Here is a 17,575-nt window from a genome sequence, read left to right as displayed (position 1 = left end):
ATAAATTGCAAAAACACGGCATTCGCTCAACATTCGAACCAAACCTATCAAAAACAATAGAAAAGTAACAATAAAGTCATATTCCAGACTGTTTTTTCTACGAGGGAGCTTAAGTATTAGCGATATTTTTAAATACGCAAATTTTAAAACAAAAAAACCATCAACTTTCGTCAATGGTTTTTATAAATCAAATAACGCCAATTACAGTTAATACAGCAAACTATATAGCTTTCGGCGAAATGTTGCAGCAATTGCGTCGCCATCAGGTAAAGATGCTACGATATCTAAATACTGTTTTTTTGCATCACCAAAATTTAAATCTTTTCTTAGTACAGTAAACAGTAACTCAAGCGCCTGCTCTTTTTTGCCCGTATCATTAAATAATGAAGCTAATTCTACTTTAATATCGTTATTATCAGGTTCAGCTTCTAATGCTTTGCTCAAGGTTTGAATTTCTGGTGACTCTTGAGCTTGTAGCGCCTGTACTAGTTTAGCCACTAGGTTTTGGTAATATGCATCACGCTCTTCATCTAAAATACTGTCAAACAGCGCTTGAGCGTCATCTAACTTTTGGATCTGTATACAAATATCAGCCAAAACCAATTTAACGCGCGAGTTAGCTGGGTCTATTTCATACGCTTGTTTAGCAAAATTAAACGCACTGTTTTGGTCATCACTTTGCAGAGCTTGCTTTGCTTGATCTAACAGCAGCATCTCAGGCTTTGGTAAATGGTTGGCGAGCGCCTTTTTAATGTCTTCTTCAGTTTGCGCACCCGGCAGCATTTCTACAGGTGCACCATTTTTTAGCATGACTAATGTAGGTAAAGCTTGTAAGTTTATTTGCTGCGCTAATTGACCTGCTAATGCTTGTTGTAAATCGCAGTCTACCGTCGCAACAATAATATGGTCGGTATAAGTCACAGCTAGATTAGTCAAAATTGACGCTTGGGCAACACAATCAGGGTTTTGCCCGCTGAAGAAAGTAAGCAATATTAGTTTTTCTTGGTTTTGCTCACCCAATGTCTGTTGAATATTTTCAGGCGTTAATTGAATTTGGTTACTCATATTTGCTTTCTGTGATGTATTTTCTTCTTATATAGTGGCAAAAATCTTATTTACAAGCTTAACTTTTTGCCTTTGTACGCTTTCGAGTTTTACGCTTAAACGTTCGCGGCTTAGACAGCCCTTTCAAATCTGGGTTATTTGCGACCTTTGCATCACTGACAAATTCACCCAATTGAGATAACAAAGGGTCCATGAACATTTGATAAGTACATTCCTTATTGGCTATTTGTGCAAGGTGAGATTCCCATAACGCGGTTCTATCAGGCAGCGTAAGTGATTCAGGTAACATGGCTATCATTGCTTGCCCTAGCTCTGTTGATCTGATCTGTTTTGCATTGCGAGCTAAAAACCCACGCTTAAATAGCAGTTCGATAATACCTGCGCGTGTGGCCTCTGTGCCTAAGCCATCGGTTTCTTTTAATATCTTTTTAATGTCTTTGTCTTTTACATAACGACTTATCCCCGTCATCGCTGCCAACAGTGTTGCATCGGTATAATACTGAGGTGGCTGAGTATGCTTTTCTTGTATTTGGGCATCATGACACTGTAAACGCTGCCCTTTTACCAAAGGCGGTAAATAGGTAGATAAGTTATCCTCATCATCACTGGCTTTACCAAACAATACTTTAAAACCAATCTCATTGACTTGTTTTGCCTTCGCGATGAACAACCCACCAGCTATCATAATTTCAGCTTTGGTTTCATCATAGCTAAACGCAGGGTAAAACTGTGCTAAATATTGTCTGCTGATCAGGCCGTATACTTGTTGCTCTTGATGGCCAAGCTGCGCGGACTTCAACTTTTTACTAGTCGGGATAATGGCGTGGTGTGCAGCGACTTTTTTGTCATTCCAGCATTTTGATTTCAACGACAGGTTAGCTGCATCCACTTTAGATTGCTCACACCCGTTATTATTTACCATTGCTGCCACGACCGCTTCTCTTTCTTTATAATGCGCCACTGGTAAATATCGGTTATCAGAACGAGGATACGTAATAAGTTTGTGTTTTTCATATAGGCTTTGGCACACGTCAAGCACCTGTTTAGCTGACATACCAAACGCTTTACTGGCATCTATTTGTAATGCTGATAAGTTATACGGTAAAGGTGCAAGCTGCTTTTTAGGCTTTTTCTCAATCGCAGTGACTTCACCTTCTTGATCTTTTATGCGCGCGGCCACATTTTCAGCAAGCCCTTTGACTAGTACACGTTTTTCTTCATCCATATAGGGCGCACACGCGTCACTGGGCTGCCACTTGGCACAGAAGCGGCTCTTATCTTGCGTCTGTAAATGTGCAAAAACCTCATAAAATGGTTTTGATACAAACTCTGCAATTTCTGCATCTCTTCTCACCACTAAACCAAGTACGGGCGTTTGTACTCGCCCTACAGACAACACGCCTTGATACCCTGACTTTTGACCTGCAAGAGTATAAGCACGTGTTAGGTTCATACCATATAACCAATCGGCTCTGGCTCTGGCAAGGGCAGATACACTCAACGGCACAAAGTTTTGATTCGACTGCTGTGTATTGAGCGCCTTTTTTACCGCTTGAATATTTAAGTCACTTATCAGCAACCTTTGCGTCGTTTGTTTTTGTCGTTCAGATAGCCCGACATATTGCAGTACTTCATCCACAAGTAACTGCCCTTCTCTATCCGGATCACCCGCGTGCACAATCGTCTGTGCCTTTTTTATCAGCTTTTTAAGAACACCAAGCTGCTTTTTGGTATTTGCCTTGGCTTTAAACTGCCACTCAGTTGGTATGATAGGTAAGTCTTGATGTTGCCACTTTTTATACTTAGGGTCGTAGTCATCAGGCTGCGCTTGTTCAAGTAAATGACCAATACACCACGAAACAATGCTGCCATCGCTGGTTTCAATAAAGCCATCTTGCTTTTTATGTGGCTTGGGCAATGCGTCAGCTATCGCTCTGCCTAACGATGGTTTTTCAGCAATATAAAGTTTCATGTGTGGTCTTAATATAGAATAACTGTATAAATTAACAGTTATTCTAAGCCAAGTTTGCGGTAGATTCCAGCTTTGAGGCTCACGCCAGTTATTTTGATGATTTATCAATCTGATGTTCGGCCTAATATGGGGTTTTGCCCTATTTACTTTTGCATCATAAATTTACTCACCACTTAGCTGTTAAAAACTGACTACTTTGCACAGCGCTAAAAGCACTTATAAGATCATTAAACTGGCTTGTTTACTCTAACTTAACGTTATAGCTGCACAAAATGTAAACGTAATGTTTACTTTTTCTTTATTTGTAAATATCATGTCGACATAGAATGTGGGAAACCACCTCTTTTCTATCTATTAATAAAAAGGATAAGGATGTGATAAATGGAGATGATCTGCGGGCTATGAGAGTAAATGCGGCCATTTCTCAAGAGAAAATGGCTAAAAAACTCGACTGTGATAGAAAAACTATCATTAATTATGAGCTTGGTGTAAGTGATATTCGTTCAAAACAGCTTTTCATGTGGCTTGTATATTGTAAGATAGACTCAGGATCACTGCTAAACGAAATTAAACAAATTCGTGATCAAGTGAATAGTACCAAAACCTCACGCTTACAGGATGAAGAACAATGAGACCTAGCCAGAAACTAAATACTTTTAGCTCTATGATTTTTTTAATGAAGAAAAATGACATACTGCATAAAAATTCTGATAAATATACTCTTTCGAGTGAGGAGAGTGCTTTTGTTTCAGGTGGAACAGTACCCGTTAAGGTTCCTAGAGCAGTGGCATTAGAGCCTCGCTTTATTAATGCACTCATAGTTACTAGTGATGACTCATAAGGATAGAGAATGAAACTTTCCCACTTAATTTTGTTCAGTATTGCCTCAATTGCAGTGTTCTACATACAACTTTGGGATGATAGTATTGTCACCCCTTTGCATTTGTCGTTATTAGCCATATGTCTCGCCTATGCCATCTACATAAAAAATATTAATATGGCGCATATTGCTGGGTTTATTTTACTCATTACAGGAGTAAACCAAGCAGTATTTGAAATAGGCCTAGTAAATAGCATTACTCCTGATAGTAGTGCATTTTTACAAGGGTTACTCATTTATGGTACGAATTTATTATTTAGTTTTGTACTCGCCTCAGTACTAATTTTTAGAGTTCAGCTTTCTCGAAAAATCTCTCATTCAAAAAATATAGAGTTGACACATTTTGATGGTATATTTCATTGGGTATTTATTTATATAGCGATAATCAACTTTTTAATTCTATTAGAACATTTGGCTTATGTTCTTTTTGACTTGAAATCTTGGACCTTTATTTATGACAACTTTGAAGGGCTTGTTTACATTGCGTGGGCTGTTAGCTGTGGTGCATTACTGACTATGATGATTTGTTCTTCAAAAGACAATCGTAGAGATGAAGCCGGCGCTTTATAATAAATGGCGGTAATTGCCTACACTTAAGCAATTACTGCACCGTTAACCATCTCTATTTGATGTAAAGGCACTGTCATCATGGACCTGTCAGCCCGTTAAACATGCCTCAAGGTTTTACGGAAAAACCTTACTCAGTTATGTTACCTTCAAACAAAGCTCACACTGCTTGTTTGCGTAGTGCTACGCGACGAACTTAAAAATAAGCAGGCCTTTTCCATCTCTACATAAAATAAAGCTGCATATTGCTATGCAGCCCATTATGGTATGCCAAGGTTGTTACTTTGTTTTAAGTAGGTTTAATTGTGTATGCTTTTGTTCAACAATTTCCGTCATAACGCTGGCGGCCTGTTCAACTTGATCAGCAAGTTCCGATAGCTCAGCAGCCGCATCTGCAATACTGGTGGTATTGGTGTTGATCTCTTCCGTTACCATGCTTTGCTCTTCTGCTGCTGTGGCAATTTGCGTTACTTCATTAGAAATACTGGTCAATGCAGCCACCATGGTGCTCATTGCCTGAGACGACTGCTGACAGTAATCAACCGCTTGCTCCCCATGCGCGACCGAGCTTTCGATGATTTTCTCAGAGCTCCCCACTTCAAACGTTAAGTTATCAATCAGTTTGCTGATATCGTCGGTTGATGCCTGTGTTTTTGAGGCAAGTGCCCTGACTTCATCAGCCACGACTGCAAAGCCACGCCCTTGCTCGCCAGCTCTTGCGGCTTCAATAGCGGCATTTAATGCCAGCAAGTTTGTTTGCTCTGCAATGGCCCTAATCACATCGAGTATTTTTGAAATATCACTACTTCGTTCTGCCACCTTGTTTATTGCTTGTTTCGCTTCAAGTACTTGAGAAGCCATTTCATGGACTGTTTCAGTTGTTTTAATAATGCCGGCTTCACTTTCTTGCACTTGCTTTGTGGCATCATTGGTACTGCTTGCTGCTTGTTCAGACGAACGTGCAACCTCAGCCGCGGTGGCACTGAGTTCATTAATGGCGGTAACCACACTGTCTATTTCAATATGTTGGTTTGCGACTTTATTTTTAATGTTGATTGCCACTTCTGTGGTCGAAAATGATTGCTGGTAAGATTGCTCAGCCAGTAATTTCAAATCATCAATCATGTTACGCAGTTTATTGGTAAAGGCATTAAACCCTCTGCCTAGTGCGATCAATTCAGCGTGCTCACTTACCTCTAGTTCATGAGTCAGGTCTCCTTCACTTGAGGCTAAGTTTTCTACTCTATGTTGAATATGGGTCAATGGCCTAATAACGGTATTCACTAAAATAACCGTAATAAACACCCCGATGCCCGCGATCACGAGGCCCACGAACATCATCCATCGACCTAATGCATCTGTTGATTCTTCAAGCTCTTTTGCCAGTAAATTGGCATTACTTAATACTACCGCTTTTGGTAATTCAATGACTAACGACCAAGTTGTGCTTGCCAGTGGAATATCAATGGCAACCGCGACGGCAATATCCTCTTCGAACTCAGAAAAGCCTTGGTTACGGTGTAACACTTTTAAATTGTTGGCTCGGGTTTTATTAATTGATTCGCTCAATGGCCTTGCTAGCTTTTCGTAGTGGCTAGAACCAACCACAAGACCTAATTCACTTAATAAAGTCACTTTTGCTTGGCCGTTATATAAAGAACGAGAAAGCTCATCGACAAGTTCTTGAAAAATTGGCAGGTTAACATCTACCCCAACAAGCCCTTTAAATGCACCACCACTGTTTACTGGTACTGTTAATGACGTCATCATTGTTTGTGTACCAGAGCTCATCTCGTATAAATAAGGTTCCATAATACAGGGAGCATTTTTATCTCTTGCACACAAGTACCACTCGGCTTCACGCAGGCCAAATTCGTTACGGTTGTCTAAGTATTTATCACTTGCTGACGCGACTTGTTGCTGTGCTATGCCCGATGCATCTTGTGTAAAGTAGAGTTCAAATGTTCCGGTTCCTACTACTGAATGAGAGGCTCCAGTACCATATTGATCATCTAACCCGTCATAGCCATTTCTTTCAAATTGTGCATACATGGATGACACAAGTTTATTCTGTGCTAACGCACCAGAGATGGCAAGCTGCACACTCTCCCGTGTTAATGGCTTTTCTGCACTGGTGCTATTGAGTACACCCGCAAACGTATATGGGATCCGATAAGCTTCATTGATAAAGCCAGCAACCTTTTGCCCATAGAACTGGCTTTGAGCAGTCAAGTTTTGCCGTATTTCATTAAATAGAACTTCTTGAACACGTTTGTTCTGGGAGTTATTTTCTTCTTTTAGGTGCAACCAAGTAAAAACAGTCAAGGCTGATACCATTACTGTAACTAATACTCCGACAAAAACCAGTAACTTACTGCGAATAGAAATATGCTTCATTGTTCACCTTAACACCATATATAAGTACAACTCATAACTGAAAATAATAAATTATTTCAAGCATAGCAAGAGTTTAAAAATACAAAAATGGAGAATGGTAGTTATTTACAACAAAGACACAATGATTAGACATAAATCATGCACAACAGATATAAAAAAAGCGAGGCTTAAATCCTCGCTTTTTACCTAATATTAAAGACTAGACGTCGTCTTCAATATTATCTTTTCCAGATGTGCGCTCTATGCTATCGAGCTTATGATGTATCGCTGATTTGATCAGCATATAGCCACTGATAGGTGCTGTAAGTAATAAAAAAATTGAAATCAGTATTTCCTTCACACTTAAACCTTCGCCAGTGGTACTAAAAAACACCATTGCCGCAGTCAATAAACTAGCCATACCCAACGTCGTTGCTTTTGTTGGCCCGTGTAAACGCATAAAAAAATCGGGCATTTTTACCAAGCCAATTGATCCGACTAATACAAAACAACCACCAATCAATAGCAATATTGAAATGATATATTCAGCCATACTTGCCTCTATTCTATAATATCGCCGCGCAGTAAGTATTTACATACTGCAACTGTGCTAACGAAGCCTAACATCGCAATAAGTAGCGCTGCTTCAAAGTACAACGCCGTGCCCATGCTCATACCATATAAAATGATCAGCGCAATGCTATTAATATACATGGTATCTAACGCCAAGATCCTATCGGGTACTGAGGGCCCAACCACTAAGCGCCACAAGTTAAGCAGTAACGAGATCCCTATCATAGCGAAAACAATTAAAATAACAGTTTCTAGCATTCAAAGATCTCCTTTAGCGGTGCTTCATAGCGCTGCTTTATCGTTTTGATCAACGCCTCTTCGTCTTGTAAGTTCAACACATGGATCAGTAAATAACGTTGACTCGGATCTTCCCCTTCAGGCAATGACTCTAACCAAGGATACACTTCTGCACTAACTGTACCAGGCGTTAAAGATACCGTACTTGCCAAAATTGTAATTGGCATACTGTGTGTTAAATCTAAGGGGACTTTAACAAACCCCGGATTTAACTTTTTAGTTGGCCCTAAGATCAAAATGGCCACCTGCACATTAGCGGTAATAATGTCATACAAAACCAACAACAAGTGACGCAATGCCAAGCCTGGGCGCATGATCAATGGTTGCTTAGTACGAAACGGATACGTTGCCAATGGAATTAATATTGCCAGTATCGCGGCTAAAATAATATGCCCCAACGACATTGTATTATTTAGCAACAACCATACTGTAAATAGCAGCAAGCTGCGAAATGGCGTGGGTAACCAACTAAATCGTGCTTCTAAACGCATTTACTGACCTCCCTCTAAAATAGCCGATATGGTGCCTCTAAAGTCATGTAACACCGTTGCTGCATTTAATGCGTATTCACTTGCTGGACCCGCAAATATTGCCATAAGAGGCGCACTTGAAAGTAACACAACTAACGCAGCCAATTGAGCAGGATGAACACGCTCTTGTTCATGACTATCATTGGTGTTGCCTTTATGATGCCAAAATACAGTACTCCCCGCTTTTGAAATACCCACCAATAGCGCTAAACTAGCTAATAAATATAACGGCCAAAATACGATGCCATATTCGCTGTTGAAAGTGGCTTTTAGTAACCAGATCTTAGCGATAAAGCCCGACAATGGCGGCATACCTATGGCAGCAACGGCGGCAATCACAAATCCAAAGCCGAGTAATATAGGCTGAGAAACTGGGCGCCCAACGGTGATCCTATCAGCGACTTTACCGCGTTGCCTACCTATGAGGTCAGCAAGTATAAATAATGCGGCTGTGACCATGGTTGAGTGCACTAAGTAATAGATTGCTGCGGCGCTGGCTTCGACGGTTTGCACCGCGACTAAAGCCACTAACGTACCCACAGATACAATCACCAGATTGGCGACTAACTTACGTAAATCTTGGCTGGCCAATACGCCAATAGCACCCATAACAATGGTTGCTAATGCCAGCCACCAAAGCCAACTTTGTGCCATATGACTTAGCTCGCCCGCTTCGTCACCAAAAATTAGCGTGTAAACACGCATCATCGAATACACGCCCACCTTAGTCATAATCGCAAACATGGCTGCAACAACAGGCATCGCAGTTGCGTAAGTATTGGGTAACCACAGATGTAAGGGTAAAAGTGCGCCTTTAAGGGCAAATACGACCAGTAATAATAAACCACCAATCTTAGCAAGGTACACATCATCACCTTCTAGGAAGGTCACTTTTTGTGCCATATCAGCCATATTCAATGTACCGAGTACACCATACAGCACACCCAAAGCGATTAAGAAAATCGCAGAGCCAACCAAGTTCATGATCACATATTGAAGCGCAGCACGTGTATTACGCTTGTCACCACCGTGCATTAACAATGAGTATGATGCGATAAGGAGCACTTCAAAAAATACGAATAGATTAAACGCATCTCCTGTTAAAAATGCACCGTTTACACCCAGTAATAAAAAGTGAAGTAATGGATGAAAAAAGCTTCCTTTTTCATCATCTCCGGCACATGCATAGAGCGCACAGACGGTACATAATATACTGGTCAAAGACACCAATAAGGTAGAAAGCGGGTCAGCCACTAACACTATGCCGAAAGGCGCGGACCAATCACCGATGGCGTATACCGCTGTTCCGTGCTGTTGAACTTGTAATAATAGTGCTATTGATACACATGATGTGATCAAGCCCAAAACAACCGAAGCAATACGACGTATCGCCACATTTTTACCACAAGGTGGCATCAGTAAAATAACTCCTGCCAACATCGGCAGTAAAACAGGTAAAGATGTCAAATGCTGGATCATGCTTTGCCCTTTTTATCTTTCTCAGGAACCTGACCATTAACATGGTCATTTCCTAAATCTGCTCGACCACGGATCGCTAAAATAACGACAAACGCAGTCATTGCAAAGCCAATTACAATTGCGGTTAAAACCAATGCTTGAGGCAGAGGATCGGCATAGTCTGTGCTATAGCCCAATACCGCAGCTTGATTTAAGCTCAATCTGCCTGATGAAAATAGAAATAAATTCACCGCATACGACAGCATAGTTAAACCCAAAACAACGGGGAATGTGCGCGAACGTAAAATCAAAAATACGCCGCACGCAACCAATAGCCCCACGCAAGATGCATATAATAATTCCATTAGACTTTCACCTCATCTTTATGTGCACTTGCAGTCAGTTTACCTAAACTCGCAAGGATCATTAACGTAGCACCAACTACGGTAATATAAACTCCTAAGTCAAACACCAACGCACTCGCAAGCTCAATTTCACCAATCAGTGGAATATCAAAATATTCAAACCATGTGGTCATAAACGGACGACCAAAGGCCCAACTTCCTACCCCCGTGAAGAGTGCGATGGCAATACCTGAGGCAATTATTTTGCGGTAGTTAATCGTCAAGCGCTCTGCTATCCAATTCGACCCATGGGCAATGTACTGCAATATAAATGCAATCGCGGTTACTAAGCCCGCAATAAACCCACCACCAGGTAAGTTATGGCCTCGCAAGAAAATATAAAATGACACTAACAACGCCAAAGGTAATAACGATTGTGAAATACTAGCAAGCAATAATGGATAACGCTCTTTCGCCCAAGGGCGACCTTCGCTGTCACTGCCCGGCATAAACAGCGGCAAGTTAACTAGCAGCTTATAAATACCCAATGCAGCAATACCCAGTACACAAATTTCACCTAAGGTGTCAAAACCACGGAAGTCGACCAAGATCACATTCACCACATTCGTGCCGCCGCCGCCGGTTTTGGCATTCGCTAGGAAGAAGTCAGATATAGATTCAAGTGGTCGTGTAATGAGTGCATAACAAATACTACCAACAACAACCCCGATTGCTGATGCAATCCCCAAATCTCGCAGTACCCGTATTGAACTTGACTCTTTTGGTGAGCGTTGTGGTAAAAAGAACAGCGCAAGCATTAGTAAGATAATCGTCACAACTTCTACAGTAAGCTGCGTGAGTGCTAAGTCTGGTGCCGAAAAGCGCGTAAACGCCACTGATACCATCAAACCAACCACAGATATCATCAACAATGATACCATACGTGAGCGGTGCCAAATTACCGTTCCAATTGCACCAATCATCAATAGAGCAGCACCAATGCCATTATGCACATCCACTGGGGTAGGCTGCTTACCACCTACAAGTTGACTCATTTCAAATAAAGGCCAACCAGCACTAATGAGCACCACCATGAACATTAGCATTAAATAACGCTGTAAAGAGCCATTTTCAATGGCACTTATTTTACGCTGACACCATTTAATCATCACATAAACACTACCATCAAATGCCTTCTTAGCATTTAATGGAGGAAGTGATGCTTGAAATTGGAACAAATACTTACGCTGTGTATAGATCAGTAAGCCACCACAGACAGCGATACCACTCATTAAAAGAGGTAAATTAAAACCATGCCAAATCGCAATTTTAAACTCTGGCACATAACCACCAAGCACCGCTGTAGAGGCTGCTTTCAAAATACCATCAACCACAAAATGTGGGAACATGCCGACGACTAAACAAAGCGCAACTAGCACCTCGATAGGTATGCGCATATAACGTGGTGGTTCACTGGGCTCTTTAGGTAAGCTCACGGGTTCTCCATTAAAGAACACGTCATGAATAAAGCGGGCTGAGTAAGCAACAGAAAATGCGGCAGCCACAGTAGCCAGTACAGGTACGAGCCATGACATAGAACCGAGTAGCTGTTGATGCAAAGTCTCAGCAAAGAACATCTCTTTTGACAAGAAACCATTTAATAACGGTACGCCCGCCATGGCCGCTGCTGCAACCATAGCCAACGTGGCCGTATAAGGCATAAATCGCCACATGCCATTGAGTTTACGCATATCTCGCGTACCCGTTTCGTGGTCGATTATTCCAGTCGCCATAAATAGCGACGCTTTAAACGTTGCATGGTTAATAATGTGAAATATGGCCGCTACTGTCGCCAATTCAGTATCTAAACCAAACAACAGAGTAATTAATCCTAAATGACTAATTGTGGAGTAAGCCAACAACCCTTTCAAATCATGTTTAAAAAGTGCTACATAAGCCGCAAACAAAAGCGTGGCAAGACCCGTTAAGCCAACCAATATAAACCAAAGTTCAGTTCCAGCCAATGCCGGGTAGAATCTAGCTAATAAGAAAATGCCCGCTTTTACCATAGTCGCAGAGTGTAAGTAAGCACTTACAGGTGTTGGTGCTGCCATCGCATGCGGTAACCAAAAGTGAAATGGAAACTGTGCGGATTTTGTGAAAGCACCAAGTAATACAAGAATAAGCGTCACTTCATATAAAGCGTGCTCTTGTATAATCGCCCGACTTGCGAGTATGGTATCTAAATTATAGCTACCAACAATATCACCAAGTAATAGTAAACCTGCCAATAGCGCCAAACCACCACCACCAGTGATAGTTAACGCCATACGGGCGCCCTTGCGTGCTTCTGATTTATGCCACCAATAACTGATCAGCAAAAATGAGCTAATACTGGTTAATTCCCAAAACAACCACAGTTGTAATACATTGTTAGACATAACAATGCCTAACATAGCAGTCATAAAGAGCATTAAGTATGCATAGAGCTTAGGCATAGAATCTTTAGAGCTCAGATAATAGCGCGCATAAAAAATGACTAATATACCAATACCTAAGATCATAAAAATAAATAACAGAGCGAGTCCATCTAGCCTAAATGACAGGTTAAGCCCCAATAAAGGCACCCACTGTGCACTATAACGGATCACTTCACCCGCAAACACAGCCGGAGCCAAATTTACAGTCATCGCAAGTGCAATAACTGGCATTAACAAGGTCAACCCAGTCGATTGATTACGTGTTAATTTACCCGTTAATGAAGAAATAATACTGCCGAATAAGGATAGCAAGGGTATCCAAAGCAAAGTCATAGAGTAAACCTTTTATTATTACGTCGTCTAAGTACGACCGTACACCATATTTAGTGTGCTGCTTTATGTCAGATGTAAAAGAAACTCATGTTCATTTTCACCACACAAAACTAACCATAGTTATACTGTATTAGTGTTTGAGTTGTCTATAGTTTCAGGTTCTAGCTGGTTCTATTTTAGCCAAGATTAACAAACAATTCAGATATATTTCATATATCACAAAATCCGCATACGATTATTTAAATAAGACAGTCAAACTAAATCTACCGCGTTGAACGCTTTTTCTGATACTCAGCATTAACCGCCTGTTGCCATAATATTCTATATTGTTCAGAAAGCGGCTTACTTTGATATTCCATAATGCTCCACTCATCACTTGGCTTAAAAGCCTGCAACCCACCTTTGTTGCATGTATTACTTCTTTGCCATCCTCGTGGCGCACTTGTCGCTTCACCAACATATAAATTCGGAGCATGCTGTCCAGGTGCTGCGCATAGCCAAAGAGCCTTACTTTCCGGTACTGGATATTCATCTTCAAAGCCACTAAAGTGCATTAACTCATGTAAAAATACCGCATAACTACTGCGTCCATTCAATGTCATCATATTACCACGCACATTCGCGTATCCATTTCGAGTCAAAACAACCAATTTATCTGCTTGGTGCAGTAAACTTGGAAACGCATCAACTAATAACTCAAATTTACAGTGTGCAAACTGTTCATTTTTGGTTGAACACTCAGCTACATTACCAATGTACATCGGCTCACTGAAACAGTGGCTCATTGCACTTGGCTCTGGTGTTTGATTATATTGCAGTCTAAGCCTGTTCAATTTTTCTAGCCCTAAAAGATGATCGGTCAATAACAAAACTTTATTGATACATCGCTTTGAAAAGGAAATTTGACTTGATGGCCTTATGATGTTGTGCGCAGACAACCGTGCAGAACTTAACCCCAGTGGTGATATGCCACGGTGCAGAGCAAGCCAATCTTGATAGTATATAGGTAAGGCTCGATATACGGCCACATCACTCATTTCATTAACTCTATTGGCTTTTTTTAACACTTCAAGTAAGCGCAAAAACTGCGATAGAGGTACTTCTTGCAAATAACGCTGCCAATACAATTTACTTGATTTAAAATCATCCCTTTTGGCATGTCTAATGGCCCATTCAAAACCAATATCAGGTACCTCTAATACCAACAATGCATTGATGGTTTTATTTGGCAGTTCCCTAAGCGCTAACGTATTGTCTAATTGATAAAAAGCATTTGGAAATTGGGTCAAGAAGTTGGAGCGTTCATAAGGCGTTGCTAACTGAGGGTAATGGCCACTTTGGGCCATTAAAAGCAAACAGCTTATCGCAATAAATATCTGTCTAGCTTGCGTTTTCACTGGCCCAAATATCTAATTCTAAACGTGCGTATTTGTACTCAATAAACTCAGATACATTCGTTGATAATGCTAATTTAAAAAAGTCAGCTGCGATATGCTCATTACCTTGGAATTGATACAGTTTTGCTAAATAAAAATACGCTTCACATAGACGTTCCGAATACTCTTGCTGATTTTTTACACCGACACTAATTTGTTGCAAAAACTGCTCTTCTGATAGCTCGCCTAAATACAATTTAACAAGTTGTGATGACCATTCTGCATCGTTTATTGCTTGCTGATTCGCTTTTAAATTCGCTTTAGCAATAATTGGGTCGTGTTTTAACTGTGCCAAATACAGCCACATGACGCGGTATGCATCTTGTGGAGAACGCTCTAGAAAGGCACTAAAATCATCGTTTGCTAAATCTATACGGTTATCGTAGTACAATGCAATTCCGCGATTTAAATAGGCATATTCATGACGTTCATCAAGCTCTAAAACTGCTTCAAACATTTCATATGCTTTTCCATACTCTTGCAGTAGAGTGTGGTGAATGCCTAAAAAGTTATAAGCTTCGGCTAAGTCAGGTTTCATCTTTATTGCTCGATTGAAATCAATTCTTGCTAAAGTACTTAAACCTAGACCATCGTAAAGTCTACCTCGATTGTAATAAAGCTGTGCTCTTTGCTCTGTCGGTAAATCTGTTGCCAGCAATAATTCCGAATAACGCGCGACACTAATTTCATTGCGAAAGTTAGTCTGTAGAGGCGCACTAAAAGGAACTGTTACGATAGATGCTTTAATCTGTTCTGTCGTCGAGTTACAACCAGTTAGCCCTGCTAATATAAGGGGTAAAACTATGATGGATTTTAAATTCATATCCTTCCTTTTGCTAGCCTAAAAACAATAGGTGAACCAACATTAGAACATAAAAAAGGGGGCCAATCAGCCCCCTTTTACATAGTAAATAACTTATTTACACAAAATTACTCAGCAGGCGCTTCTGGCGCTGGCGTAGCTGATTGCTCTAACGCTTCTTTAATGCTCAGACGTACGCGACCTTGACGGTCTACTTCTAGTACTTTAACTTTCACTTCCTGACCAACAGTTAGGTGGTCGCCTACGCTGTTAACACGCTCAGGGCTGATCTGTGAAATATGAACTAGGCCATCTTTACCTGGTAATACGTTTACAAACGCACCGAAATCAACGATACGTACAACTTTACCATTGTAGATAGTGCCAACTTCTAGTTCAGCAGTCAGCGCTTCAATACGAGAGATAGCATCTTTCGCACTTAGGCCATCTGTTGCTGCAATTTTGATCGTACCATCGTCTTCAATTTCAATCGTTGTGCCCGTTTCTTCAGTTAACTGACGAATTGTAGCGCCACCTTTACCAATTACTTCAGCAATCTTCTTCGGTGGGATATTCATTGTATAAATACGAGGTGCAAATTCAGAAAGCTCTTCTGAAGGTGCTGCAATTGCTTCATCCATCACTGATAGAATGTGTAAACGTGCTGCTTTAGCTTGTTTAAGTGCAATTTGCATGATTTCTTTGTTGATACCTTCGATCTTGATATCCATCTGCAATGCAGTAATACCCGCTTCAGTACCGGCTACTTTAAAGTCCATGTCACCTAAGTGATCTTCATCACCTAGAATGTCAGAAAGAACAACAAAGTTTTCTTCTTCTTTAACTAGACCCATCGCGATACCCGCAACAGATGCTTTGATTGGTACACCAGCATTCATTAGCGCAAGTGACGTACCACATACAGACGCCATTGAAGAAGAACCGTTTGATTCTGTGATTTCAGATACCACACGGATAGAGTATGGGAAATCTGTCAATGTTGGCATTACAGCTTGAATACCACGCTTTGCAAGGTTACCGTGGCCGATTTCACGACGCTTAGGAGAACCAACAAAACCGGTTTCGCCTACACAGAATGGAGGGAAGTTATAGTTAAGCATGAAGTGGTTTTTATGTGTACCAGTTAAATCGTCGATTAACTGTGAATCACGTTCCGTACCTAAAGTAGCTGTAACTAGCGCCTGAGTTTCACCACGAGTGAAAATAGCAGAACCGTGAGTACGTGGTAACACACCTGTCATTACGTCAAGTGCACGAACCATATCTGGTTCACGACCATCAATACGCTTCTCGCCAGCAATAATACGGCTACGTACGATGTTCTTCTCTAATGCACCAAATAATTTACCAACTTCTTGCGTATCTAACGTTTCGCCCTCAGCTAGTTCAGCAGTGAGTGCTTCAACCACACCTTCTTTTGCTGCAGTTAGCGCTGTTTTACGCTCTACCTTGTCTGTGATCAAGTAAGCTGCACCTACTTTATCAGCTGCTAGTGCTGCAACTTTGTCTGACGCTGCAACGTTTTTCTCTGGTGCAGTCCAATCCCAAGTAGGCTTACCTGCTTCAGCTTTAAATTCATTGATAGCAGTGATGATCGCTTGAGATTGCTCATGACCATACACAACAGCACCAAGCATTACGTCTTCTGGTAATACGTCTGCTTCAGACTCAACCATAAGTACCGCGTTTTCAGTACCAGCAACAACTAGATCAAGCTTACTTTCTTCAAGCTCTTTTAAAGTTGGGTTTAGTACATACTGGTCATCGATATAACCAACACGTGCAGCACCAATTGGGCCACTGAATGGAATACCTGAAATAGCAAGTGCTGCTGATGTACCAATCATCGCAACCATATCAGGTTGGATTTCAGGGTTAACAGAAACAACCGTAGCAATAACTTGTACTTCGTTTACAAAGCCATTTGGGAAAAGAGGACGAATTGGACGGTCAATAAGACGTGCAATCAGTGTCTCGCCATCGTTTGGACGACCTTCACGCTTCAAGAAACCACCTGGAATACGACCCGCAGCGTACATACGCTCTTGGTAGTTTACTGTTAGTGGGAAGAAGTCTTGACCCGGTTGTGCATCACGCTTACCTACAACAGTAACAAGTACTGAAGTATCGCCGATGCTTGCTAGTACTGCACCATCTGCTTGACGAGCAATCGCGCCTGTTTCGATTGTGACCGTGTGTTGGCCTAGTTGAAATTCTTTAATAATTGCTTGCACAAATATTTCCTTAAATAAAACAAAATATAGACGCCAACTAGTACCAATTACAGTCTTAAATAGACTAAACAATCTATTTAAGCACTACAATTGGCAAAAGCGCTGGCGCTGACTTAGCCCAATGCTAAGCGGGTGTTAGTATACGTGGAGAACACCCACAAAAAAAGGGGCTTGAAAGCCCCTTTTTTAATGTTAGCTAAAAAAGCC

General features: G+C 41.0%; 14 protein-coding genes. 2 read left to right on the top strand and 12 right to left on the bottom strand.

Translation table 11 applies throughout. The annotated features are described in order from the left end of the window. Positions 1–207: 207 nt before the first annotated feature. Together J8L97_RS17020 and J8L97_RS17015 are read right to left on the bottom strand one after the other, a co-directional pair. Positions 208–1,065: a tetratricopeptide repeat protein gene (locus J8L97_RS17020; RefSeq protein ID WP_211051616.1), complete on the bottom strand. Its 858-nt coding sequence runs from the start codon at positions 1,063–1,065 to the stop codon at positions 208–210. 58 nt (positions 1,066–1,123) lie between these two features. Continuing rightward, positions 1,124–3,037, bottom strand: a complete 1,914-nt coding sequence (locus tag J8L97_RS17015) for a DNA topoisomerase III (protein ID WP_211051614.1) — start codon at positions 3,035–3,037, stop codon at positions 1,124–1,126. Positions 3,038–3,411: 374 nt separating this feature from the next. Here J8L97_RS17015 and J8L97_RS17010 point away from each other — a divergent pair, with 374 nt between their 5' ends. After that, positions 3,412–3,669 carry a helix-turn-helix transcriptional regulator gene (locus tag J8L97_RS17010; protein WP_010365919.1) on the top strand — a complete coding sequence of 86 codons (258 nt, stop codon included), beginning with the start codon at positions 3,412–3,414 and terminating at the stop codon, positions 3,667–3,669. Between the two features lie 218 nt (positions 3,670–3,887). After that, positions 3,888–4,487 (top strand): hypothetical protein, encoded by a 600-nt coding sequence (locus tag J8L97_RS17005; RefSeq protein ID WP_010365916.1) that lies wholly within the window; start codon positions 3,888–3,890, stop codon positions 4,485–4,487. A gap of 276 nt (positions 4,488–4,763) precedes the next feature. On the opposite strand, the gene J8L97_RS17000 is transcribed toward J8L97_RS17005, so the two are convergent. The 10 genes from J8L97_RS17000 to pnp form a co-directional block, all read right to left on the bottom strand. Then, the gene (locus J8L97_RS17000) at positions 4,764–6,881 is read right to left on the bottom strand and encodes a methyl-accepting chemotaxis protein (RefSeq protein ID WP_211051612.1); all 2,118 of its coding nucleotides are present in this window, start codon (positions 6,879–6,881) and stop codon (positions 4,764–4,766) included. A gap of 199 nt (positions 6,882–7,080) precedes the next feature. Next, positions 7,081–7,413: a Na+/H+ antiporter subunit G gene (locus J8L97_RS16995; protein WP_119860154.1), complete on the bottom strand. Its 333-nt coding sequence runs from the start codon at positions 7,411–7,413 to the stop codon at positions 7,081–7,083. An 8-nt stretch (positions 7,414–7,421) separates the two neighbouring features. Beyond that, the gene (locus J8L97_RS16990; protein WP_010365913.1) at positions 7,422–7,691 is read right to left on the bottom strand and encodes a K+/H+ antiporter subunit F; all 270 of its coding nucleotides are present in this window, start codon (positions 7,689–7,691) and stop codon (positions 7,422–7,424) included. Further along, complete coding sequence (locus tag J8L97_RS16985) at positions 7,685–8,221, bottom strand: Na+/H+ antiporter subunit E (protein WP_211051610.1); 537 nt, start codon at positions 8,219–8,221, stop codon at positions 7,685–7,687. Before J8L97_RS16985 ends, J8L97_RS16990 begins: the two co-directional genes overlap by 7 nt. Then, positions 8,222–9,739, bottom strand: a complete 1,518-nt coding sequence (locus J8L97_RS16980; RefSeq protein WP_211051601.1) for a monovalent cation/H+ antiporter subunit D — start codon at positions 9,737–9,739, stop codon at positions 8,222–8,224. Next, positions 9,736–10,083, bottom strand: coding sequence for a Na+/H+ antiporter subunit C (locus J8L97_RS16975; protein ID WP_138592828.1), 348 nt, complete (start codon positions 10,081–10,083; stop codon positions 9,736–9,738). Before J8L97_RS16975 ends, J8L97_RS16980 begins: the two co-directional genes overlap by 4 nt. Next, on the bottom strand, positions 10,083–12,875 hold the full coding sequence (locus tag J8L97_RS16970; RefSeq protein WP_211051599.1) for a monovalent cation/H+ antiporter subunit A: 2,793 nt from the start codon (positions 12,873–12,875) through the stop codon (positions 10,083–10,085). Before J8L97_RS16970 ends, J8L97_RS16975 begins: the two co-directional genes overlap by 1 nt. 263 nt (positions 12,876–13,138) lie before the next feature. After that, positions 13,139–14,221, bottom strand: coding sequence for a hypothetical protein (locus J8L97_RS16965; RefSeq protein ID WP_211051597.1), 1,083 nt, complete (start codon positions 14,219–14,221; stop codon positions 13,139–13,141). A gap of 34 nt (positions 14,222–14,255) precedes the next feature. Next, positions 14,256–15,134 carry a lipoprotein NlpI gene (nlpI, locus tag J8L97_RS16960; RefSeq protein ID WP_210998199.1) on the bottom strand — a complete coding sequence of 293 codons (879 nt, stop codon included), beginning with the start codon at positions 15,132–15,134 and terminating at the stop codon, positions 14,256–14,258. Between the two features lie 107 nt (positions 15,135–15,241). Beyond that, positions 15,242–17,368, bottom strand: coding sequence for a polyribonucleotide nucleotidyltransferase (gene pnp, locus J8L97_RS16955; RefSeq protein WP_010365900.1), 2,127 nt, complete (start codon positions 17,366–17,368; stop codon positions 15,242–15,244). Between the last annotated feature and the right edge of the window lie 207 nt (positions 17,369–17,575).

The sequence above is a fragment of the Pseudoalteromonas sp. MMG012 genome, assembly GCF_018100875.1.
Classification (GTDB): Bacteria; Pseudomonadota; Gammaproteobacteria; order Enterobacterales; family Alteromonadaceae; genus Pseudoalteromonas; species Pseudoalteromonas aurantia.
Note: the sequence above shows the minus strand (reverse complement) of the source record. Positions and strands in the feature narration are given on the sequence as shown.